This window comes from [Clostridium] polysaccharolyticum (assembly GCF_900111595.1).
In the GTDB taxonomy this organism is placed as follows: domain Bacteria; phylum Bacillota; class Clostridia; order Lachnospirales; family Lachnospiraceae; genus Clostridium_AI; species Clostridium_AI polysaccharolyticum.
The window spans coordinates 79,898-102,086 of the sequence record NZ_FOHN01000010.1; the positions used below are offsets into that span (position 1 = coordinate 79,898).

Consider the following 22,189-nt stretch of genomic DNA (forward strand, 5'->3'; position numbering starts at 1 on the left):
AGGAGAAGGTATTTATGGCAATAAGTATTGCACCAAAATCAAATGATACTGAATTGAGTGAATTGATGAAAGAGGTAATTTCTGGTAAAGCACAGCTGCCAGAGTTTCAACGTAGTTGGACCTGGGATGATGGAAGAATACGAGGAATCCTTGCAAGTCTGTCACAGGGCTATCCGATGGGTGCCATCATGCGTCTGGAATATGGAAACGAAGATGTTAAGTTTAAATATCGCCTGAGCATGAAATGTTTCCGATAAATATTATTTTCGATAGTAGTGCTCGTGAAGACTGGGCTGATGGGTATAAAGAATACCATGATTATGACAAAGTATTCATGGAAAGATACAAAGCATTTCGAACTAGTATTATTGAGATCATTACTGGATATAAGCTCCCTGTAATTACATTGGGAAAGGAAACACCGAGAGAGGCTGTCTGCAAGGTGTTTGAAAATGTAAATACTGGTGGTGTTGCATTGACAGTATTTGAGCTGGTTACCGCTGCATTTGCGACATATGAATTTGATCTCAGGAAAGACTGGGAGAAATGCAAAGAAGAAATATGGGGAATCCATGAGCCTCTTAATACGGATGTAATGTGGGGGGTAGATGAAACAGCATTCCTTACGACAATAACGCTCTACACAACATATTTTGCCAATACAATGACAACCTGTAAGAAGAAAGATGTATTGGCTCTGAGTTTTGACTCATATAAGGCAAACACACCGGCTGTAATTGAAGGGTATAAAATGGCAAGAAAATTTCTTTTCAATCAATATGTATTCCGTAAGAGAGACCTGCCGTATACGACACAGCTGATACCACTGGCTGCTATATGTGCTGTTATAGGAAAGAGCACATTTAATCTTCCAAAGACACAGAAGATTCTTGCTAAATAGTTCTGGTGTGGAATTATGGGTGAGATGTATGGTGGTGCGAATGAGACAAGATATGCTAACGATATTGAGGACGTAGTTGCGGAGATACAGGGCAGGGAAAGCCAGAGCAGAACTATAAGAGGAGCATATTTCTCAGCTTTAAGGCTAATTTCTCTTCAAACCAGAAACAGTGCCGCATATAAAGGTATCATGGCACTTGTTTACCGTGAGAGTTGTCGTGACTTTATGAAGGGAACAACAATGGATATTGTTAAGAGCATGGATGAATCACCAGATATCCATCACATATTCCCAGAGGCATATTGTAGTAAACAAGGCTATCCAAAGAGCAAGTGGAATTCTATTATAAACAAAACGCCACTTCTGCCAGAATCTAATCGCCAGATTGGTGGTACGGCTCCGAGCAAATATAGCCAGAAGATTATGAAGGCGGCTCAGATCGATGAAGAACAGTTGCGTCTGAGAGTGGAATCGCATCTGGTGAATTATGATGCATTCATTCAGGATGACTTTGATACTTACTTTATTGATAGGGCAAAAGCGATCATGAAAGTAATTGAAGGTGCGATGGAAAAGACCATTTCTGATAAAGGAAGACTAAGTGTTTATGGCAGAAAGTAAAAGCACCAAATATAAGGGGGTTCGCAATTATTCATACACATTATTATTCGGTATTGTAGAATAAAGATGAATTAGATTGGGAGGCGGGCTATGCAATATGCAAAATTAGGAAAGTCAGACTTAAATGTATCAAGAATCTGTCTTGGCTGTATGGGTTTTGGAGATTCGAAGAACGGACAGCACAGTTGGACAGTAGATGAAGAACAGACAAGAATCATCATAAAGCGGGCTTTGGAAGTAGGCATCAATTTTTTTGATACAGCAATTGCGTATCAGAATGGTACAAGTGAAAAATATGTTGGAAAGGCACTTAGAGACTTTGCAAAGAGAGAAGATTATGTTATTGCAACCAAGTTCCTTCCACGTTCACAGGAGGAATTGGATAACAATATAAGTGGACAGGACCACGTAATGAACAGCTTAAACTTAAGCCTTGAACATCTGGGGATGGACTACGTTGATTTGTATATTTATCATATGTGGGATTACCACACACCGATGGAAGAAATAATGGAAGGACTTCATATGGCAGTTACTTCTGGTAAAACTAGGTACATTGGAATTTCCAATTGCTATGCATGGCAGATTGCCAAGGCAAACGCTTATGCCAGAGAACATGGACTTACGGAATTTATCTCGATTCAGGGACATTATAACCTGATCGCAAGGGAAGAAGAACGCGAGATGGCTCCTTTCTGTGCTTCTGAAAACATTGCTATGACACCATTCGCACCAGATGCAGAGATTGCAGAAGGAAAGATGTTGATGCAAGCTGGCAAAAGAGACACTGAAGATTGGATTAAAAGTTTATATGGCGGAAAGATGTAAGAGGTGAATTCAATGGAAAAAATCGTACAGACAGCAGGAAGAAATGCTCTTGGTGAATTTGCACCAGAGTTTGCACATTTTAATGATGATGTTTTGCTTGGAGAAAATTGGAATAATCAAGATATTAATATAAAGACAAGAAGCATTATTACTGTAGTTGCTTTAATGTCTTCAGGTATTACAGATTCGTCTTTAGTATTTCATTTACAGAATGCGAAAGCACATGGGGTGACACAAAAGGAGATTGCTGCAGTTATTACGCATGTGGCATTTTACGTAGGCTGGCCAAAAGGCTGGGCAGTGTTTAATCTTGCCAAGGAAGTATGGCAGTTAAATGAAGGTGATTTGTCATATGAAGATGAAGCGATGAGAGCACATGCAAAAGAAATGGTATTCCCGATTGGTGCACCAAATGATGCTTTTGCACAGTATTTTGTTGGACAAAGTTATCTTGCTCCAGTATCAATTGAGCAGGTTGGAATCTTCAATATAACTTTTGAACCAGGATGCAGAAATAACTGGCATATCCATCATGCATCTGAAGGTGGTGGACAGATTCTCGTATGTGTTGCAGGAAGAGGATATTATCAGGAATGGGGCAAAGATGCAGTAGAAATGAAACCAGGCAATTGCATTAATATCCCTGCAGGAGTTAAGCATTGGCATGGTGCTGCCCCAGATTCGTGGTTCAGTCATCTGGCAATTGAAGTGCCAGGCAAGGATGGTTCTAATGAATGGTTAGAAGCTGTTACAGATGAACAGTATGGGAAATTAGAATAGTGGAAATTCAAAGAAAATGATTATTTTTAATAATTATTTAAGAAGCTTAGTTTAAAAGTGGCATCCAGATGGGTGCCATTTTTGCCTGTGGATTAGAGTCTTTTTTTATGTTACAATTATAGTTAGTTTGTCGTGATGCCATTTTTTTAGTAGTCTGTATTTGGATTTTGACTACTGCTTGACTACGATTGAAAAGTACACACTGCCGTAATTTGCCTAGTTTGACACATTTTTTGTGCGAAATAATTGCTGGAAAACAGGTTGAAATACTCGGCAAAACAGGGTAATCTTTGGATAGCATAAAATAACAGGACTACCACTAGACTGCCTTTTAGGCACTTTAAAAGGATAAATGTAATAGTTATCGTTAATGGGATTATAAAAAGTAAATATATTAAGGGATAAATATAAGAAAGATAAGTAGAAAAGATTGTAAAATAAAAAGAAAAGTAATGTTGAAGAGGCATGGCTTGGTTATAATTTGGAGGAAAAAGAGAGATGATTAACATTCGTAAATTAGAAAGTGAACTGTGGGAGTCCGCAGATTTATTAAGAGCAGGATCAAAACTCACATCAAACCAATATTGCATGCCAGTGCTTGGTCTTATTTTCCTGCGTTACGCCTATAGCAGATTTAAAATGGTAGAGGCTGAAATCTTAAAAGGCAGACCATCTAGAGGTGGACGTGTAATGCCTGTGGAGGCAAGTGACTTTGCAGCAAAGAGTGCATTATATCTTCCAAAGGAAGCACAGTATGATTATTTATTAAATCTTCCAGAAAATATTGCTGACGCCGGACTTGTTAATAAAGACGGTCACAAGATGAATAGTTTAGGTGAAGTGGTCAACAATGCTATGCAACTCATTGAAGAACAGAGTGAACAGTTAGTTGGGGTACTTCCAAAAAGTTACACGGATTTCTCTGATGAACTTTTATCAGAGCTTCTTCGTATATTTAATAACTCTGCCCTTGATGAAGTTGGCGGAGATATTATTGGAAGAATTTATGAGTATTTCTTAAATAAATTTGCGAAGAACATTGCATCAGATGATGGTGTTTTCTTCACACCTAAATCTCTTGTAAAGATGATTGTAAATATTATCGAGCCTACAGGTGGTGTATTACTTGATCCGGCTTGTGGTTCAGGTGGTATGTTTATTCAGTCTGGCGATTTTGTAAATGCCGCAGGAATGAATGCTAATAGCACTATGACTTTCTATGGCCAGGAAAAGGTGGAATATAATGCTCAGCTTTGCCTTATGAATATGGCGGTTCATGGTCTTGCTGGTGTTATTAAATCGGGAGATGAAGCAAACAGCTTTTATCATGATGCTCATAACCTTGACGGTTCCTGTGATTATGTAATGGCTAATCCGCCATTTAATGTAGATAAGGTAAAAGCAGAGTCTTGTGAAAGTGCAAAGCGTCTTCCTTTTGGTATGCCGGGTGTAAATAAGAATAAAGAGGTAGGAAACGGTAACTACCTTTGGATTTCGTATTTCTATAGCTATCTTAATGAAAAAGGACGTGCTGGTTTTGTTATGGCTTCATCTGCTACAGATAGCCAAGGTAAAGATAAAGATATCAGGGAAAGCCTGGTTAAGACTGGTCATGTAGATGCAATGATTAGTGTAGGTAATAACTTTTTCTATACTAAGTCATTACCTTGCTCACTTTGGTTCTTTGATAAGGGGAAGGCTGATGCCATCAAGGATAAGGTGCTCTTTATTGATGCCCGTAACTATTACACAGTAGTTGACCGTACACTTAACGAATGGTCTGAATGGCAGCTTAAAAATATGAATGCGATTGTATGGCTTTATCGTGGAGAGATTGATAAATATAATGCTCTTCTTGATGAGTATCGTACTGTTCTTGGAAGTGATAAGCCTTTCGCAGAACAGGTACATGAACTTTCCGAGAAAGCAAAGGTCCTTAGAGCGGAAGCTAAGAAGGCTGTTGAGGCAGCTGACAGGGGAGATAGGAAAAAGACTCAAGAAGAATACGATACAAAGCTTGCTGAGCTCACAGAAGTGCTTACAGTGGCCAAGGAAGCAAACTGGCTCTATGAGAAGTTCGGCGATGGTGAGTATCATGACATCCTTGGACTTTGCAAGGTTGCATATACAACTGATGAAGCTAAAGGTGATGATAAAGACGGTATAAGTATAGAAGAAAAGGGATGGTCACTTACACCAGGAGCGTATGTAGGAGTAGCACCAGTAGAAGATGATGGCGTGGACTTTGAAGAGAGAATGTCAGAAATCCATAGAGAGCTTCTTTCACTTCAAGCAGAATCAAATGATTTGATGGATACTATCTCACAGAATATGAAGGAGATGGGGCTATGAGTTGGGAAGAAAAGGTATTAGGACAAATTTCAATTAATATTCAAACGGGCCCGTTTGGTTCTCAACTTCACCAATCGGACTACTCAGAAGTTGGAACGCCTGTTGTAATGCCAAAGGATCTTATAAATGGAAAAATATCCGAAGAATCAATAGCAAGGGTCTCAAAAGAACATGTTGAAAGATTAAGTCGACACAAAATTGAGGTTGGTGATATTTTGTATTCTCGCAGAGGGGATGTTGGAAGGTGTGCGTTTACAACAGAGCGAGAAAAAGATTGGTTATGTGGAACAGGTTGTTTAAGAGTCACTGTTGATAAAGAACAGGCAAATCCAAGATTTGTTTTCTTTCAATTACAAAAGCCTGAAACTATAGGATGGGTTGTAAACCATGCTGTTGGAGCAACCATGTTAAATCTTAACACATCCATTTTAAATGATGTTCCAATAACTGTTCCAGATATTGAAACACAAGATAAGATAGTTTCAATACTATCTGCATATGACGACCTCATCGAAAACAACCAGAAGCAAATCAAGCTTCTTGAAGAAGCTGCACAGCGTTTGTATAAGGAATGGTTTGTAGATTTGCATTTTCCGGGATACGAGGATGTGAAGGTTGTTGATGGTGTGCCGGAGGGGTGGAGAAATGTACCACTTCGCAACATGATTTCATTTGACATTGGAGGCGGATGGGGCGAAGAGAACATAAAAGATAATAGTGACAAACCAGCATATGTAATTCGAGGAACAGATCTTCACGGAATTACACACGGAGAAATGTTATCTATACCGTTTAGGTTTCATACAAAAAGCAATTTAGCTTCAAGAATGTTACAAGATGGAGATATAGTATTTGAAGTATCTGGAGGTAGTAAAACTGAAGGGGTTGCAAGAACATTATTAATTAGACAAGAAATGCTTGAAGTATATGGCAGTCCTGTCATGTGTGCAAGTTTCTGTAAGTTGGTACGAGTTTCAGAATTATTGTATTCTCAATATTTGTATGATACATTCCAATATCTCCGTTCGAGTGGGAAAACAACGGAGTTTGATAAGAAAAGTGCAAGTAGTATTGTAAATTATCGTTGGAAAGATTTCTTATCACAGCAGAAGATATTTGTTCCACCCTCTTCTGTTATGGAAATATACAATAGCTTAGCTGAAAACTATTATTATCAGGTAATAAACCTTTCAAAACAAATAGAATGTTTACGAAATGCTCGTGATCGTTTGTTACCTAAATTAATGAGTAGAGAAATTGAAGTATAAAGGAGGTGTCATTTCATGAGCTATGATTATTCCGAAAATATCCTCGTGCAGGAGAGTGCCGGCAATCTACTCCGTGATGAGCTGGGCTGGGATGTCAAGTTTGCTTATAATACTGAAGCTTTGGGCAAAAATGGCACCTTCGGCAGAAAAAGTTATAAAGAAATACTCTTGCTTCGTTATTTTAAGGAAGCATTAAAGAAATTCAATCCTTGGATTAATGAGGAACAGATAAATGAAGCTCAGAAAACATTGGAAAACAGGCTGTCTACCTCATCCCTTCTGCAGGTAAATGAGGAGAAGTATTTTCTTATACGTGATGGCATTCCAGTTACGGTGAAAAAGCCTAATGGAAAGACTGAAACCAAGAAAGCTACCATGATTGATTTTCAAAATCCAGAGAATAACTATTTCCTTGCTATAAAGGAACTTAAGATTCATGGTGATTTATATCGTAGAAGAACAGATATCGTAGGTTTTGTAAATGGTATTCCACTTCTATTTGTTGAGCTTAAAAAGAATACGGTAGATGTACAAAATGCATATGATGATAACTATACAGATTATCAGGATACTATTCCTCATCTGTTTTATTATAATGCATTCCTTATGCTTTCTAATGGAACAGAGGCAAAGGTAGGAACGCTAGGAAGCAAGTTTGAATTCTTTCATGAGTGGAAGCGTCTTGCTGAGGAAGATGAAGGTAGTGTGGCTCTTGAGACTATGCTTCGTGGTATTTGTAAAAAAGGGAACTTTCTTGATTTATTTGAGAATTTCATTCTTTATGACCATTCTAATGGTTACACTGCAAAAATACTTGCTCGTAACCATCAGTACCTTGGTGTAAATGAGGCTATGAAAGCCTATGCGGCACGAAAGCTTAATGATGGTAAGTTGGGTGTATTCTGGCATACACAAGGTTCCGGCAAGAGTTATTCAATGGTATTCTTTGCAAAAAAGGTACGCAGAAAGATGGAGGGTACACCGACTTTCGTTATTCTTACAGATCGTGATGAACTTAATACACAGATTAGCGATACCTTTGAGAATTGTGGGGTTCTTGGAAAAGATATAAAGGCTTCACAGTTTATTGCTACAAGTGGTAATGACCTTGTAAGTAAACTGCAGGGAAACCCAAGTTTTATCTTTACGTTGATACAGAAGTTTAATAAGTCAAATGAAACACCTATATATCCTGATCACGATATCATCATTGTGTCTGATGAAGCACACCGTAGTCAGTATGGTATCTTTGCCGATAATATGATGAAATTGTTACCTACTGCTGCACGTATCGGCTTTACAGGTACACCTCTGCTTTCAAGTGACAACATTACAGCTCGTACATTTGGTGGATATGTATCAGTCTATGACTTTAAAAGAGCCGTTGAAGATGGTGCTACCGTACCTCTTTATTATGAAAATCGTGGTGAAAAGATTGTTGATCTGCATAATCCTGAAATTACAGATCAGATCCTTGATGCCATTGAAAATGCAGACCTTGATGTAGACCAACAGGATAAACTTGAAGCTGAATTTGCAAAAGAAATACACTTACTCACAGCCGAGCCTAGATTAAAATCTATTGCACGAGACTTTGTGAATCACTATTCTGATTTGTGGACAAGTGGTAAAGCCATGTTTGTCTGCTTGAATAAGGTTACCTGTGTTCGTATGTATAATTTTGTACAAAAATACTGGAAAGAAGAAATAAAGAACCTTAAAGACAAAATAAAAACTGCATCTCAGCAGGAAGCTAAAGAGCTTGAGCATAAACTGAAATGGATGCAAGAAACTGAGATGGCCGTTGTAATTAGTCAGGAGCAAAATGAGATACAGACTTTCAAGAAATGGGATTTGGACATCAAATATCATAGAGCAAAGATGGAAAAGCGTGAGTTAGATAAGGAATTTAAAGATTCTAAGAATCCTCTGCGTGTAGTATTTGTCTGTGCTATGTGGTTGACAGGATTTGATGTCAAGTGCCTATCTTGCCTATATCTTGATAAGCCGTTGAAGGCACATACTCTTATGCAGACAATAGCACGTGCTAATCGTGTAGATGAGGGTAAGAGTAACGGTTTGATTATTGATTATATTGGTATTGTAAAGGCTCTTAGAAAAGCTCTTGCTGACTATACAGCTAATGTTGGTGGAAGTGGCGGTAGTGATCCTACTGTAGATAAGGATGAGCTCATTGCTCGTATTATAGAGACTATAGGAAAAGCTAAAGATTTCTTGTATGAGAATGATTTCGATTTGGAAATGCTTATTGATGCATATGATTTTACGAAACTTTCTTATTTACAAGAAGCTGCTAATGCTGTGTGTGGCTCCATTGAAGATAAGAAGACTTTCTCTACATATGCGTCTGAGCTGAACCGTCTTATGAAGTACACTGACCGTGATGATATTACCGGTCACACACGCAAACAATATGAAGCTATTTCAGCTATTTATGCTGAGTTACAGAAAAAGAGAAAGCACATCAATACTACTGATCTGATGATTCAGATAAATGGTATTATTAGTTCTCATGTACAAATTGAATCAACTCCGATGATGGTTCGTGAACAACCACGTAGATTTGATATCAGTGCTATTGATTTTGACTTGCTACGTAGAGAATTTGCAAAGGTAAAGACTAAGAACTTAGTACTCAAAGACTTAGAGGAAGTGATCCAGCAAAGACTCGAAGCGATGCTTTTTACTAATCCTGATCGTATTAATTATTATGAGCGTTATCAGAAGATTATTACAGATTACAATGCTGAGCAGGACAGAGCCACTATAGAAAAGACATTTATGGACTTGATGGATCTTGCTAATCAGATGAGTAAAGAGGAACAAAGATACGCTCGTGAAGGTTTCACCAGTGACGAAGAGCTTTCGTTATACGATATGTTATTCCGTGATGACCTGAGCAAGAACGATATTAAAAAGCTGAAAGAAGTCGCCACCTCACTGCTTCAGAAGATTAAAAGCAAGATTGCTACTCTTGATCACTGGGCTGACAAGCCAGAGACAAAAGCAGAGGTTGATAATCTTATTCGTGATACACTTTGGGCAGAGCTTCCTGAGTGTTATGACGAGGTTAGTATCTCATCTTATAGGCAGCAGATTTATGAGTATGTTTATACGAGATATAGAAGTGTGGCGTAAGCTGCTGAGATTTTGAGCGAAGGGAGAATGAAAAATGCATGGAAAAGCTATAGAATTGTTCCTGGATAATGTAAAGATTTTAATAAATGCATTAGGATATAAGGTATTAGAGCCATATCGACAGAAAGATAGTGACAATAAGAGCCAAGATGAAAACCTTTTATACTTTAAATTGGAAAACCAAAGATGGAGTAACACTAAAGGAACTAGAAAAAATCTTAAATAAATGTGGATAACTTTAAGAATAAAAATTCTTAAGTTTGTATAAAGCTAAAGACAATGGAGTATTGGATAAGGGGCTAGATATATCGAATAGTACTATTAAAGAAAAGGAAGTAATGCTATGTACATAAAAATGGACAACAGTGGTGTTGAGGATGTTTGTTACGAGCAGGAACATGTTGAAAAAGTTCTAGCTGAAATTAAAAAGAACTTTGATGGTTACTTTATGCGTTTTTTAGATTCAACTGCAGGTAAGGGTGTCTCACTAGAGAGTTTTCAAGGCCTTCAGAAAAAATTGGGGGTTGAAATAAGTCAGAAAAAGAAGAACAATGATTTAACCAACAATTATAAGACTATTATAAAAGAGGCTATTGATGATTTTGAAAAAGATTGTAAGGATTATAAAAAGATATTCAGGCAAGAATGGTTAGAAGATCTTGATGAGGATGCTGATTTTTTTAAGTCAAAAACATTAAGAAATGAGTGCCCGATTATTAGAAAGACGCTTGCTAATAAAAAAGCAAAAGAGCTTGATAAATATCGTGCCAGTTTTTCAAAAGCAGATGCGGACTGGTTGCTTAGTGTCGTTGCTAATCTTTGTGAATTTGGAGATGAGTATAGCAAAAAGTATGATCCAAAAACATATGAAGACAAAAAGACATACAAGGATCTAGACATGGAGCTTCTTGATACAGATGACTATACTGCCTTCGGAGTTATAGGCGGTGGAATAAAAACACACATGTTGTATAAGGTTCATCCAGCAATATTTCCGAATCGTAGTAGAAGTGCAATCTGGGCGTTATGGTATCTTACTAATAAAGAAACATTTGGCTGCAAGACTGATTCAGAATTTCTGATGATCGACTTAGGCAAAAGCATCACACAGCAGAATTATTTCTACCCATATCAATTATTTGCTTTCTATGCATTTGAAATATATAAGCTGCTTCGTGATAAGGCTACAGAGTATAAAGCATATATAAATCCTGATTATCGATATGTCATTGTTGACGCTTTTTTGGAATATATAGCAAAGGAGCATGATAGTGAGATTTCATTTTTGAAGTCACAGATCAGAGACGGAGGTATGAGTTATGCTTGACTTGGATAAAGATTTTAAGGAGTTTTTTCCTAGGTTTGAATTTACACTTTCTGATATGCAAAAGAAGGTAATCACGAATGTTGTAGAGAATGATAGCACACTTTGTATTATGCCGACCGGTAGTGGAAAGTCTGTTGTATATTGGATGGCAGCAACAGAGCTTAAGGGTATAAGCATTGTTATATCACCACTAACAGCACTAATCGAAGAACAGGTACAAAAAATTGAAAGTCATGGTTATGAGACTCTTAAGATACATGGTGGTATAGATGCCTTAAAACAAATGAGCATTTTGTCTGATTTTGCAAATGGAAAAATAAATCCTAAGTTTATATTTGCAAGTCCAGAAAAGATTGCTACAGATGGCTATTTTGAATATTGTCTAAGGAAGCGTAAGGATGAAATCAATCTTATCGTAATTGATGAAGTGCACTGTGTAAGTCAGTGGGGTATGAGTTTTAGACCGTTCTATAAACGTATTCCAGAATTCCTAGATAACCTTTATGGTGAAGGAAAATGGGCACGAATTCTTGCATTGACAGCAACACTTAATCCGAGGGAACTAACAGATATTTGTAATGCATTTAAGATAAAGAAAGAGAATATTATTAAACAGACTATTCTCATGCGAAATGAAATACAGCTTCATGTTATGAAGTTTATTAATGAGACTGAGAAGGAAGAGAAGTTCTGGAAACTCATCAAAATGCATAAGGAAGAAAAGATCCTTGTATATTTGTACCGAAAGAAAGGTGATAGAGGCGTTGATGGTCTGACGCAGACTGCTTTGGATAAAGGATATAAGGCTGCATTATTCCACGGAGATATGACGGCCAAAGGACGTATGGAGGTCGTTGAGCAGTTTAAGAATAATGAAGTAAATATAGTATTTGCTACTAATGCTTTTGGTATGGGAATAGATATACCAGATATCAGAGTAGTTATTCATTTTATGATTCCTGAATCTGCAGAGCAGTATTATCAGGAGGTTGGAAGAGCAGCACGTGATGGTGACGGTGCGAATGCATATCTTCTATATTCAAATAAGAATATTGATGTGAAAAGAACACATTTTATAGATAGGTCTTTCCCGACTGAAGATAAGCTTCGTGAGGTTTATAAAAATATCGGTAAGAGGACTGGATGCAGGGTTTTATCGTATTTTGATAATGAGGATATTCAAGAATGTCTACCTTATTACATGAAGAGTGGTCTTATTAAAATTCTAGGAAAGGGATTCTCAGGTTTATCTGAATTTTACGATATTAAGGATTCTAACCTACAAAAGTATTATGACAGCACGGAAGCAAAAGGTTATGTAAAGACTATGAAAAAGAATGATTTAACACCTAAAGAATTATCTGAGGCTGTTTATAGTGCTGTTCTTAACGGAGATGCAAAGTTAAAAAAGGCATTAGAGCGTTGGCTTATAATAGAAGTTGCTGATAAAGAAATATCAGATGAACGCATGAGAATAATGCTAGATGATATTGAAGAAAAGAAAAAATACAAACATGGACTTTTGGACTACTTCGTTTACTTGATAGAAGATAATAAGAATACGCAGCATTTGCATCAGGAGATAGCACGCTATCTTGGCATGGAAAAATATTATTTAAAATGCATTTACAAAACATTAGATGGTAATCAGGTAAGGAGTAAATCAGAAGTAATAATATGCGATCTGCTTGCTAAAGCTGGTATTAAGTACGAGTATGAGAAACTTCTCGAATATGAGCTGGGTAAAAATATCAACCCCGATTTTACCATTTTTCTTGATAATGGAAAGGAGCTTTATTGGGAGCATATTGGAATGCTTGGACTAGAGGAGTACAGCAAAAACTGGTCTAACAAGCTAGATATATATGAGAAATACTTTCCGGATCAGTTACTTAAAACATATGAGAGTGGAGTAATATCAAATGATGCAGAGAAGTTAATTGATAAGATAAAGAATATGATGTAATAGATAGAAATGAAATAGAGATAATTACTACTCTGGGAACAATTCTTATTAACCCAGATGTTTATTTTATGCGTAATACTGGTACGGCTAATAATACAATAATTCATGGATGTGTTCATTGGGATCGGCATAGAAAGGCATTTGAATTATTGAGTCTACTAGAAGGAACGGCCAAGCATATATCATGTGAAATTGTCGAAGGTGAGTATAATGGAATTGCTCCTAGCGAGTCAGCACTTAAATGGATGGAGTGGCAAGCAAATCAGCTTGCTCCTCGTATTCTTATGCAAAAGAAAACTACCGTAAAAATGTATGGACAGCTGCTTAAAAATGAATTTTTAATGCACCCAATTAGAAGATACGCTGAGACACTACAAGTAGTTGAAAATTGCCGAGTATTTTGCTGTATCTCACCTTGCAGCAAAACTTAGATTAATTGAATTGGGATATGAAGAGGCAGAAGGCACCTTTGTATATTGTGAGGGTAGGGGGCTTTCCACGTATGCCTTTAGGAAAGATACTATAGATAAGAATTACAGCTTTGTTATAGATGAAGACAATCTTATTCGTAATATCTTAATGAACCCTGAATTGACTGAATTATATTCTAAGGGCATTGTTGTTTATGCAAATGGGATGCTTTGCTTCAATGCTCCAAAGTATGTAATGTTTAATGAGAACGGACGATATATACTAACGGATTATGCTTTAGAGCACGTTGATGAGTGTTGTTTCATAATTTACTTAACAGGAAAAGACATGTAAGCGTGGAATTGCAGGAAAACGGAAAATTTGTGGCTGGGACAACGATTATTTGTTAAAAGTACTAAACAGTGCAGATGCGTAAAATAGAAAAGGGAAAATAAACAGAAAATTTACAATAATCAGATGCGTTTACCGTGCAGGGTGTCTTTTTAGTTGTGGAAAGGATGTTGAACTTGTGATATAATTAAATATTAAAGTTAAAAATTAATAGTAGTCTGTCCCTCTAACTGACTACTATTTGACTACTACACACTGCTACAATTTGCCTCATTTTGCATAGTTTGCTACATTTTTTTTGGTGAACAGTTGGTTAAAGAAAGCCTAAGAAACCTTGCATAACGTGGCAAAACAGGGCAATAAAGGAGGATATTTATAGATGATAAAAGTTTTATTTATCTGCCACGGCAGGACTTTCTCTTAGAACGTAAACCTCGGTAAATCGGCGTAAACTTAGGCAATGAGCGGTAAATGTCAAGATAGTCGTATACCAAAAATATACGTTTAAAAAGACTAAAAACACTAAGTGTGAAAGTAAGATACTACTTGATTTCTATAAGGTGTTGAGTCATATATAGTACGTGCCTTTGGGCAAAAATAAAGGAGCGTGACGTATATGAAGGAGATACCAATTCAGGATAAGTATATGCTATCCATCAGAGAGGCGAGCGTATATTTTAATATTGGGATGAAGAAATTAAGAAGAATGGCAGAGGATAATGAAGGGGAATTTGCATTATACTTTGGGAATAGGTTTCTAATATGTAGATCTAGGTTTGAGGAGTATTTGCAGGGGCTGATGAAAAAGCCAGCTGATGTCGGAGTCAATGATGAGGAAATTAAATAATAGGGAAAATGAGGCTCTAATGGGGGCCTTTTCTTTTTGAAGTGTTAGATTATATCAATAAAAATGCTAGAAATGGATCGTTTTTTTAAAAAAATCGTCTAAATATAGGAGGATATGTCGAAACTTGTAAAAATCAATTTCGTTTATGTTAGACAGAGTTTGGGGTATTAGGGTGGAGTTCATATAAAATATTGTGTGATGGTTTGATAAATTAAAAACGATAATTACATTAGTTTAGATGAGGCTGCTGAGTACCTTGGTATTAAAACGGTGACTCTTCACGGTTGGATACGTGATCCGAAGAATGAAGTGCCTGCACATAAGATTGGTCGTTTTTGGAAGTTTAAGAGAACTGAGATAGATGCTTGGGTGCAGAGTGGGAAAAGTGCTATTGGAGAATAAGTTCGTTTTGGGGACAAAGGATTTGATACACTAAAGATAAAAATATGAAATATGTATTTTATTTGTAAATACTGTACACGTGGAGACTGTGTGCTTGCTATCGCACAAAGCCCCAGTTTAAGCGGGTTTCAGGGCTATTTTGAAGAATATGTACCTGTGTTTTTAGAAGGAAAAAATGTATATAGAAAATAGAAATTTAAGAGGGGTGCAAAAATTTGTTGATACCAAAGTTGTGCGCCGGGATTGTATCGGCAGTAATTTGGTGTCCGCGAATAGTTGCACCCCTTTTTTACTTGTAATGAAATAGTTTGGCGACGTAGATTGTCAATGGCTAAATGTTATTCTTCGGTTATGATATAGAGCTGATGTTTATAAAGTAACTATGTGAATTTGGCTATGGTATTTCTGAAAACTATCCTAATAATAGTAATCAAAAATAGGTTGAACGAATGGCAATGTTATGGTATCATATGATAGTGCAACACTGCCAAAAAGGAGAAGAAACATGATAAATATAGTAGAGCTGCGAAAAAAAATTGGATATACACAAGTAGATTTTGCAAAGTTATTAGGGGTATCAATTGCTTCATTACGTCGTTGGGAAAAAGGAGAAAATAATCCTTCACCATTAGCTATTGAAAGAATCGAATATGTAAATGAAAAGATAAATAATGGTTTACTTGAAGAACTTATAGAGGAAAATCAGCAAAATGAGAGTAAGGCAGATAGTGATATCTGTAAAAAAAGAAACTTCGTATTTGCAGATAAAAAATATGAAATTGAATATATGCCATATGTTTATAATGGACCAGAAGATCAATTAGAATTTTATAATAAGTTGATTAATATGCAAGAAAATGTGAAAAATATACAAGATTGGGAAAGATACTCAAGAATGCTATCTCTTGTAAAAAGTGCTGGGGGAGAGTTGACAAGTCAATATCTTCTTGAAAAACCTAAAGATAGTAATAAAAGTTGGAGTGCAGACAGCGGGGCGCATGGATGGCATAGATATGTAGGTCGCTTTCCAGCACAGCTTATAAGAGCAATTATTAATTCTTTTGCACTAAATGAAAACGATTTAATTTTGGACCCTTTTTGTGGAAGTGGAACAACAGTAGTAGAGGCTAGGCTGTTGGGAATACCAGCTATAGGAATTGAAATTTCTCCACTATCAGCTATGATTTCAAGGGTTAAAAGTAGATTTTCAGACTGTACGGATGAAATATGTAAACATATTGATTTGTTACAGAAATTCTACAAAGAAAAGTATTCAAACTTTTTAAATGGAAGGAGTATAGTCGAATTTTCATATGAGGATATCATTGAAAGAGAAGGAAATTATATACAAATATTTTCTAATATGGAAAGATGGTTTACTAAAGAGGCTTTGTTAGGCACTTCGATTGTAGTGGAATATATTATTCATATTAAGAACAATAATTATATTTCTGAATTAATTGCTACTGCATTATCAGCCAAGATGAGAAGTATTGGAAATGTAGATGTGGATGTAGTGCGTGCGGAATATAGAAAAGTGCCAAGAGAAAATGTAGATGTTTTAAAACTTGTGGTTTCTCAATTGCGAAAATTTGTAAAATCAATTATGTTAATGAATACTTCACATAAAGGGATACTTGGAAAATCAGATAGCATAAAGATTATTGAAGGAAGCTGTTTAAGCACTTGTATTGAAGCAAATAGTATATCTGCAATTATAACATCACCTCCATATGGGGTTGAATCACTTAGTTACTTACGAACACATTTGCTATCTTTTCGAGCTTTAGAACCTGTTTTAGGTGTAGACCCATATAATTTTGGTGGAGAGGTTATTGGGTCGGAATATCTTAGGGAGGATGATGTAAGTATTGAAAAATTAAAAGTGATACACAAAAGTGAAGTATTCAAAGATTTTTTTTATGAATTATTGAATAAGGAAGAAATGGGGAAACTTAGAAATAGAATATTTATGATGATGAAGTTTTTTGAGGATATGAATGATTTAATTATTAATTTTCAAAAATGGTTAAAACCAGGAGGGAAGGTTGCTTTTGTAATTGGCAATAAAAAGATTGGTGATTACATCATTCCTACAGATAGCATAATTACAGAAATTTTTGAAAATAGTGGATTTAAGTATATTGATGCAATAGCGCATAAGTTGAAGACAAATAACAGCAATTCAAAGGTTCCTTGGCAAGATAGAATTATTGAAAATGAGTTTGTTATTTTTTATGAAAAGGTGTGATTATTATGACAGAAAGTTTTGTACATGTAGCAATGAGAGAGTATTTGAAAAAGGAAGGATGGACGCTTGTTGCTGGTGAATATCCAGGTGGATCAGATGATGAATTATACGTTTTGAGTATAATGGATCCGTCAGTTGCATGCGACAACAGTCCAGATCCTAGACGACATAGTGAGGGAGAGATAATCCCCGATTTATTTGCTTATAAAGCTGGAGTAATGTTGATTATTGAGGCAAAACCCAAATACTCATTTGATGATAAGGAAAAACTTAGAAAGCTATTAGCAGATAAATATGGTCTATTATGTGATGCGTTGCGCAAATTTTGTGATGAAAGAGGCATACTAAGTGGAATAAATTTTGAGAAGATTAGATATGTTCCTGTTTTAGCATTTGGCAATGAACAGTATAAAGTTTATGATGAAGAAACTGGATTTGCACACATATATGTTAAATCGTTAAGTGATGTAAAGATGGTATTCTTCTAGGAGGAGTTATTTTGAATAGTAAAGAAGAAATTATTGAAAAAATTGAATCTATTGATTGGGAATTTACCAATTCTAATACGCAGTATTTGAGCCATAATATACATAGATATTCTGGCAAATTTATTCCGCAGATAGCGAAAAGTGTTATAGAATTGTTTACAGAAGAAGGTGATACGGTTTTTGATCCATATTTAGGCTCAGGTACGACTGCTCTGGAGGCAATTGTGGCAAAAAGAAAATCTGTGGGAGTGGATTTGAATCCATTGGCAATACTAATATCAAAAGTTAAGACCACAGTTATTCCGAGAGAAAAATTAGAAATTTTTAGACAGGAATTAATTGAAAGTATCAATTCTGTATGTGGAGGACAGCTTTCGATTTTTTCATGTAAATATTCTCCATCAATTGATAAACCAGAAGATAGTGCAAGGTATTATGATGAATGGAATAAAAAATGGTATCAAGACCATATTTTAAGGCAGCTTATAATGATATATTCAGTAATTGAATCTGTTGATGACATAGAGTTAAGGCAAATTGCTCAAATTGCACTTAGTGACATACTTAGAAAATCAAGTAATGCAAGTAGTAGGTATCCAAATGTGATGTATGATAAAAATCACAAGGAAAAACCGTTGCCAATGAAATCTTTCATTGATTCATTTGTTGATTTGATTGATAAGCTAATTAATACATCGAATGAAATCGGAAATTTTAATATCTCAAATAAAGTGGAATTATGTAATAATACGCATTTGCCTTATATGAATAATTGTATGGATGCAGTAATAACGCATCCTCCATATGTAGCTGCTGTACCTTATGCAGAATATGGTTGTTTGAGTTTAGAATGGTTAGGATATAATAGTAAGGAACTTGACGCAGAAATTACAGGAGGTAAGCGTCATCGTAAAGATGTGGCAATTCGATTTGAACAGGATTATAATCTTATGATGAAAGAGGCATTTAGAGTGTTAAAAGATGGTAGGTATGCTTTTTTTATGGTGGGAAATCCTACTGCAAATGGTAAAATTGTAGATTTACACGAGATGACAATTAGATTAGCGAAAGAAAGTGGATTTGAATATATCTATACGGCGACTCGAAAGGGAAGTAATCGTCGAGGAAATAATATGGGAATAGAATATTTAGAATTTTTTAGGAAACCTCTGTAGGAGGCTTCCTAAAAGTTAATTAAAGATTTTGTTGTAGTATTAAAGCATCATTAAAAAGAATTGCATCAGAGAATTCTTTGTACATTCTGTATGTTTTACTAGTTTGACGTTGCTGGTACCACAAATTGCTGGAAATATTTGCAAATTCTAATATTTGATAGGTATTACTATCACCATAAAGATGTTTATATAGTGCAGCCATTCCAGTATATGGATCTGATCTAATATAAGTCATTCCGACGTGATATAAAACAATTTTTTGGATGTTGGATGGAAAGTTATAAGCTATATTATATCTCCGTTTAAATGTAGATACAGTTAAAAGCTCTACAGATTCTGGTGGAACATCATATTGTTCCGGGGAACGTACTTCTGTTAAAGCAAAATTTTCTTGTTCCTGAATTTGTCTTAGTTGGAATGGTGAATTCTTAATGTATTCGGTTAGTCCGGAAAAACCGTAAGAATCGTAATAAGTGAAGAAAAGATCCAAATATTCTTTGATTCTTACATCCTTGGCAGGGGTTTTGAGTACCTCGTAGTTTCTATCAACCGGCCAATTGATGGTTGTAATTGCAGTATTATAAGTATTAGATACATTTGACAGAGAATAAAATAGACGTAAGTTCATATATCGAGGACCTGCGGTATTTCCACCATGTTTATATGCAGCATATGGTCCAAAATATACGACCGGTATACGTTCCTCAGCAGCAGCGAGTAGACGTCCATATCTTTGACCTACATTATGTCCGCTAGGTACTTCAACAGTTCTTTCGAGCACAAGAATTATTTGGTCATTGTCTAACAAAACTATGTCAGGTCTATCATATTTTAAGACTTTATCAAGGCCAATAGCAGCAAGGGCTTTTCTGCTAGATGGGATAACCTCCAAATTCGCATTTGAAAAATGTGAATTTAGATTTTTGAACCAAATTCCCTCTTGTAGATCGTCACAATATATTAAGTAATGATTCATGAAGCATTCCTCCTTTTGTAAAATGTACATATTTATTATAACAACAATGAATATGTTTTCATAGGGGGAAATTAATACAGATAAAAGAAATGGAAATGTGAGATGAAGCAAATATTGTTAAGTATGCAGCCATTCTGGAAAGAAAAGATAATGAGTGGCGAAAAAATATATGAATATAGAACAAGATTTACAGATGAGGAAGTAATAGCATATTTGTATGTAAGCGCGCCGGTATATGGTATTGCAGGGATTCTTCATTTGGGGAAAAAGATATATTTGGATGATTGGCTTGAAAAATATAAAGACAATCCAGAAGTAGTTAGTAGAATTATGGATTACAAATCTAGAAAAAATGTTGTAACTATGCCTGTATTGTCATACCAAGAAACGAATCTTATTACTCGTGCAGAGTTGGAAGTTGCACTTGGGAAGTTTGTATGGCCACAATCATATTATTTTTTAAAGGATGATATGGAACTGACGAAATATATAGAAGAACATATTTGTTTCGTTGGTGATAAGAAAGAAAATTGCTTTGATAATGAATCAGTTGATGATATATGTAAAAATTATAGATAGGTGGTGACTATATGGCAATCTGGGTATGCAGAGCTGGAAAGAAAGCGGTTTATGTTGAAGAATTTTTGAAGCAGGAAAAGATCTTTTGTACCTGGGATGGCTTTGATTATGATCTTAATCTTTATGATGATAAAGAGAAATTGAAGGAAAAAATAAGAAAAGAGAAAAAAGATGCAGAACCTACAGCAATAAATACCTGGGCCGCTCAACTTATGTGCTTAAAGGAAAAAATGCAAAATGGTGATATAGTTTTAACGCCTAATGAAAATAGCAAATCATACAATATTGGTATTATTATAGGTGTTTATGAATATAAGTCAGAAGTGCCAGAGCATTTTAGACATGGTCGTCAAGTTAGATGGTTGCCAGATATTATTTTTAGAGACAAGATGCCACAATATATGATTTACTCGTTGGGGGCGTATAGAACTATTTTTAATTTAAAGTATGAAAATGAATTTGTGGAATTGTTAGCAAAATTAGGGATACCAATATAAAAATGGGGGAGATGAAAAAATGGCAATAGCAAAAATGGGTAAATTAGTAGAAGTAGATATAAGAAAACTATGGGGCCATGAGCAGTATGATTTTTCCAATTGGCTTGCTGATAAAGAGAATCTTGAGCTCTTGAATGAAACAATAGGACTTACCTTAAGTGAAGTAGAGAAGGAAGTATATGTAGGATCATATAGATGTGATTTGGTTGGTAAAGATGAGGTAACCGGTGAGAAGGTTATTATTGAGAACCAGCTTGAGGCTTCCAATCACGATCATCTAGGGAAAATCATTACATATGCTTCAGGGTTAGATGCAACGGTTGTAGTATGGATTGTTAAGGAGGCTCGCGAAGAACATAGAAGTGCCATTGAGTGGTTAAATAATAATACTGCAACAAATATTAACTTCTTTCTTATTGAAATACATGCGTACCAAATAGGAGATTCTTTGTATGCTCCCAAATTTGAGGTTGTAGAAAAGCCTAATGGTTTCATTAAGAGTGCAAAAACACAATCAGGATCTGGCGAACTTAATAGGTCACAGTCAGAGAGAATCGAATTCTGGAACAGATTTAATGAAATATTGGTGGAGAGAGGAAAGCCATTTAATGTGAGAAAGTCAACAACAGACCATTGGTATGATGTGGCGATTGGCGTTAGTAGCTGTCATATTAGCTTGACCTTGGTAAATAAAGAAGGTGTTATCGGAGTTGAGCTTTATATTAATGATGATAAGGCTTTATATGATAAGTTATCCGATGATAAAGAAAAGATAGAACAAGAGCTGGATCTTACTTTGGATTGGCAGCGTCTTGATGATAAAAAGGCTTCAAGAATAATGTATCGCATTCCTGGTTTAAACTTTGACGATCACTCAAATTACGATCAGCTTATGAATGAGATGATTGATAAGGCGGTTTTATTTGCTAAAGTATTTAAGAAAAGAGTTAAGTAATTTATAGGGCTTTACCAATAACATGGTAGGCCCTTAAAATTTTTCTGAAAAAAAT

The 22,189-nt window shown here is 35.7% G+C and carries 21 protein-coding genes and 1 pseudogene; 21 read left to right on the forward strand and 1 reads right to left on the reverse strand.

Going from position 1 to position 22,189, the window contains the following annotated elements:
• Nucleotides 1-14 precede the first annotated feature (14 nt).
• The 18 genes and pseudogenes from BMY85_RS08195 (at nt 15) to BMY85_RS08280 (ending at nt 19,127) form a co-directional block, all read left to right on the forward strand.
• The gene (locus tag BMY85_RS08195; RefSeq protein ID WP_092477789.1) at nt 15-257 is read left to right on the forward strand and encodes a DUF262 domain-containing protein; all 243 of its coding nucleotides are present in this window, start codon (nt 15-17) and stop codon (nt 255-257) included.
• Nucleotides 245-901, forward strand: coding sequence for a GmrSD restriction endonuclease domain-containing protein (locus BMY85_RS15595; protein ID WP_092477790.1), 657 nt, complete (start codon nt 245-247; stop codon nt 899-901). The genes BMY85_RS08195 and BMY85_RS15595 overlap by 13 nt, the downstream gene beginning before the upstream one ends.
• Nucleotides 902-916: 15 nt before the next feature.
• Complete coding sequence (locus BMY85_RS15600) at nt 917-1,522, forward strand: hypothetical protein (RefSeq protein WP_092477791.1); 606 nt, start codon at nt 917-919, stop codon at nt 1,520-1,522.
• A gap of 90 nt (nt 1,523-1,612) precedes the next feature.
• Nucleotides 1,613-2,317: pseudogene (locus BMY85_RS08210) on the forward strand (aldo/keto reductase); the annotation flags it as partial.
• A gap of 45 nt (nt 2,318-2,362) precedes the next feature.
• Complete coding sequence (locus BMY85_RS08215) at nt 2,363-3,130, forward strand: carboxymuconolactone decarboxylase family protein (RefSeq protein ID WP_092477793.1); 768 nt, start codon at nt 2,363-2,365, stop codon at nt 3,128-3,130.
• Nucleotides 3,131-3,628: 498 nt separating this feature from the next.
• Nucleotides 3,629-5,482: a type I restriction-modification system subunit M gene (locus BMY85_RS08220; RefSeq protein ID WP_092477794.1), complete on the forward strand. Its 1,854-nt coding sequence runs from the start codon at nt 3,629-3,631 to the stop codon at nt 5,480-5,482.
• Nucleotides 5,479-6,750 (forward strand): restriction endonuclease subunit S, encoded by a 1,272-nt coding sequence (locus BMY85_RS08225; RefSeq protein ID WP_092477795.1) that lies wholly within the window; start codon nt 5,479-5,481, stop codon nt 6,748-6,750. The genes BMY85_RS08220 and BMY85_RS08225 overlap by 4 nt, the downstream gene beginning before the upstream one ends.
• A gap of 15 nt (nt 6,751-6,765) precedes the next feature.
• Nucleotides 6,766-9,909 carry a type I restriction endonuclease subunit R gene (locus tag BMY85_RS08230; protein ID WP_092477796.1) on the forward strand — a complete coding sequence of 1,048 codons (3,144 nt, stop codon included), beginning with the start codon at nt 6,766-6,768 and terminating at the stop codon, nt 9,907-9,909.
• Between the two features lie 34 nt (nt 9,910-9,943).
• Complete coding sequence (locus BMY85_RS08235; RefSeq protein ID WP_092477797.1) at nt 9,944-10,135, forward strand: hypothetical protein; 192 nt, start codon at nt 9,944-9,946, stop codon at nt 10,133-10,135.
• 117 nt (nt 10,136-10,252) lie between these two features.
• Nucleotides 10,253-11,236: a hypothetical protein gene (locus tag BMY85_RS08240; protein ID WP_092477798.1), complete on the forward strand. Its 984-nt coding sequence runs from the start codon at nt 10,253-10,255 to the stop codon at nt 11,234-11,236.
• The gene (locus tag BMY85_RS08245; RefSeq protein ID WP_092477799.1) at nt 11,229-13,202 is read left to right on the forward strand and encodes a RecQ family ATP-dependent DNA helicase; all 1,974 of its coding nucleotides are present in this window, start codon (nt 11,229-11,231) and stop codon (nt 13,200-13,202) included. Before BMY85_RS08240 ends, BMY85_RS08245 begins: the two co-directional genes overlap by 8 nt.
• 68 nt (nt 13,203-13,270) lie before the next feature.
• Nucleotides 13,271-13,633, forward strand: a complete 363-nt coding sequence (locus BMY85_RS08250; protein WP_092477800.1) for a hypothetical protein — start codon at nt 13,271-13,273, stop codon at nt 13,631-13,633.
• Nucleotides 13,584-13,967 (forward strand): hypothetical protein, encoded by a 384-nt coding sequence (locus tag BMY85_RS08255; protein ID WP_143066349.1) that lies wholly within the window; start codon nt 13,584-13,586, stop codon nt 13,965-13,967. The genes BMY85_RS08250 and BMY85_RS08255 overlap by 50 nt, the downstream gene beginning before the upstream one ends.
• 613 nt (nt 13,968-14,580) lie before the next feature.
• Entirely contained in the window at nt 14,581-14,811 is a 231-nt protein-coding gene (locus tag BMY85_RS08260; protein ID WP_092477802.1) for an excisionase, read from the forward strand.
• A 228-nt stretch (nt 14,812-15,039) separates the two neighbouring features.
• The gene (locus tag BMY85_RS08265) at nt 15,040-15,213 is read left to right on the forward strand and encodes a helix-turn-helix domain-containing protein (protein WP_330387241.1); all 174 of its coding nucleotides are present in this window, start codon (nt 15,040-15,042) and stop codon (nt 15,211-15,213) included.
• 505 nt (nt 15,214-15,718) lie between these two features.
• Nucleotides 15,719-17,464, forward strand: a complete 1,746-nt coding sequence (locus tag BMY85_RS08270; RefSeq protein WP_177180700.1) for a helix-turn-helix domain-containing protein — start codon at nt 15,719-15,721, stop codon at nt 17,462-17,464.
• Between the two features lie 5 nt (nt 17,465-17,469).
• A complete protein-coding gene (locus tag BMY85_RS08275) occupies nt 17,470-17,952 on the forward strand; it encodes a hypothetical protein (RefSeq protein ID WP_092477805.1) in 483 nt (160 codons plus the stop codon).
• An 11-nt stretch (nt 17,953-17,963) separates the two neighbouring features.
• Nucleotides 17,964-19,127 carry a DNA methyltransferase gene (locus BMY85_RS08280; protein WP_177180701.1) on the forward strand — a complete coding sequence of 388 codons (1,164 nt, stop codon included), beginning with the start codon at nt 17,964-17,966 and terminating at the stop codon, nt 19,125-19,127.
• Nucleotides 19,128-19,146: 19 nt separating this feature from the next.
• Here the strand turns inward: BMY85_RS08280 and BMY85_RS08285 are convergent, their stop codons facing one another.
• Nucleotides 19,147-20,103: a hypothetical protein gene (locus BMY85_RS08285; RefSeq protein ID WP_092477807.1), complete on the reverse strand. Its 957-nt coding sequence runs from the start codon at nt 20,101-20,103 to the stop codon at nt 19,147-19,149.
• Nucleotides 20,104-20,205: 102 nt separating this feature from the next.
• On the opposite strand from BMY85_RS08285, the gene BMY85_RS08290 reads away from it, so the two are divergent.
• The 3 genes from BMY85_RS08290 to BMY85_RS08300 are packed head-to-tail and all read left to right on the forward strand — an operon-like array spanning nt 20,206 to nt 22,134.
• Nucleotides 20,206-20,682, forward strand: coding sequence for a hypothetical protein (locus BMY85_RS08290; protein ID WP_092477808.1), 477 nt, complete (start codon nt 20,206-20,208; stop codon nt 20,680-20,682).
• An 11-nt stretch (nt 20,683-20,693) separates the two neighbouring features.
• On the forward strand, nt 20,694-21,179 hold the full coding sequence (locus BMY85_RS08295; protein WP_092477809.1) for a restriction endonuclease: 486 nt from the start codon (nt 20,694-20,696) through the stop codon (nt 21,177-21,179).
• A gap of 19 nt (nt 21,180-21,198) precedes the next feature.
• Nucleotides 21,199-22,134: a DUF4268 domain-containing protein gene (locus BMY85_RS08300; RefSeq protein WP_092477810.1), complete on the forward strand. Its 936-nt coding sequence runs from the start codon at nt 21,199-21,201 to the stop codon at nt 22,132-22,134.
• Nucleotides 22,135-22,189 lie beyond the last annotated feature (55 nt).

What these genes read in the sequence shown, in the direction of transcription:
- BMY85_RS08195 (WP_092477789.1), top strand. Translation starts at nt 15, where the DNA reads ATGGCAATAAGTATTGCACCAAAATCAAATGATACTGAATTGAGTGAA.
- BMY85_RS15595 (WP_092477790.1), top strand. Translation starts at nt 245, where the DNA reads ATGTTTCCGATAAATATTATTTTCGATAGTAGTGCTCGTGAAGACTGG.
- BMY85_RS15600 (WP_092477791.1), top strand. Translation starts at nt 917, where the DNA reads ATGGGTGAGATGTATGGTGGTGCGAATGAGACAAGATATGCTAACGAT.
- BMY85_RS08215 (WP_092477793.1), top strand. Translation starts at nt 2,363, where the DNA reads ATGGAAAAAATCGTACAGACAGCAGGAAGAAATGCTCTTGGTGAATTT.
- BMY85_RS08220 (WP_092477794.1), top strand. Translation starts at nt 3,629, where the DNA reads ATGATTAACATTCGTAAATTAGAAAGTGAACTGTGGGAGTCCGCAGAT.
- BMY85_RS08225 (WP_092477795.1), top strand. Translation starts at nt 5,479, where the DNA reads ATGAGTTGGGAAGAAAAGGTATTAGGACAAATTTCAATTAATATTCAA.
- BMY85_RS08230 (WP_092477796.1), top strand. Translation starts at nt 6,766, where the DNA reads ATGAGCTATGATTATTCCGAAAATATCCTCGTGCAGGAGAGTGCCGGC.
- BMY85_RS08235 (WP_092477797.1), top strand. Translation starts at nt 9,944, where the DNA reads ATGCATGGAAAAGCTATAGAATTGTTCCTGGATAATGTAAAGATTTTA.
- BMY85_RS08240 (WP_092477798.1), top strand. Translation starts at nt 10,253, where the DNA reads ATGTACATAAAAATGGACAACAGTGGTGTTGAGGATGTTTGTTACGAG.
- BMY85_RS08245 (WP_092477799.1), top strand. Translation starts at nt 11,229, where the DNA reads ATGCTTGACTTGGATAAAGATTTTAAGGAGTTTTTTCCTAGGTTTGAA.
- BMY85_RS08250 (WP_092477800.1), top strand. Translation starts at nt 13,271, where the DNA reads ATGCGTAATACTGGTACGGCTAATAATACAATAATTCATGGATGTGTT.
- BMY85_RS08260 (WP_092477802.1), top strand. Translation starts at nt 14,581, where the DNA reads ATGAAGGAGATACCAATTCAGGATAAGTATATGCTATCCATCAGAGAG.
- BMY85_RS08270 (WP_177180700.1), top strand. Translation starts at nt 15,719, where the DNA reads ATGATAAATATAGTAGAGCTGCGAAAAAAAATTGGATATACACAAGTA.
- BMY85_RS08275 (WP_092477805.1), top strand. Translation starts at nt 17,470, where the DNA reads ATGACAGAAAGTTTTGTACATGTAGCAATGAGAGAGTATTTGAAAAAG.
- BMY85_RS08285 (WP_092477807.1), bottom strand. Translation starts at nt 20,103, where the DNA reads ATGAATCATTACTTAATATATTGTGACGATCTACAAGAGGGAATTTGG.
- BMY85_RS08290 (WP_092477808.1), top strand. Translation starts at nt 20,206, where the DNA reads ATGAAGCAAATATTGTTAAGTATGCAGCCATTCTGGAAAGAAAAGATA.
- BMY85_RS08295 (WP_092477809.1), top strand. Translation starts at nt 20,694, where the DNA reads ATGGCAATCTGGGTATGCAGAGCTGGAAAGAAAGCGGTTTATGTTGAA.
- BMY85_RS08300 (WP_092477810.1), top strand. Translation starts at nt 21,199, where the DNA reads ATGGCAATAGCAAAAATGGGTAAATTAGTAGAAGTAGATATAAGAAAA.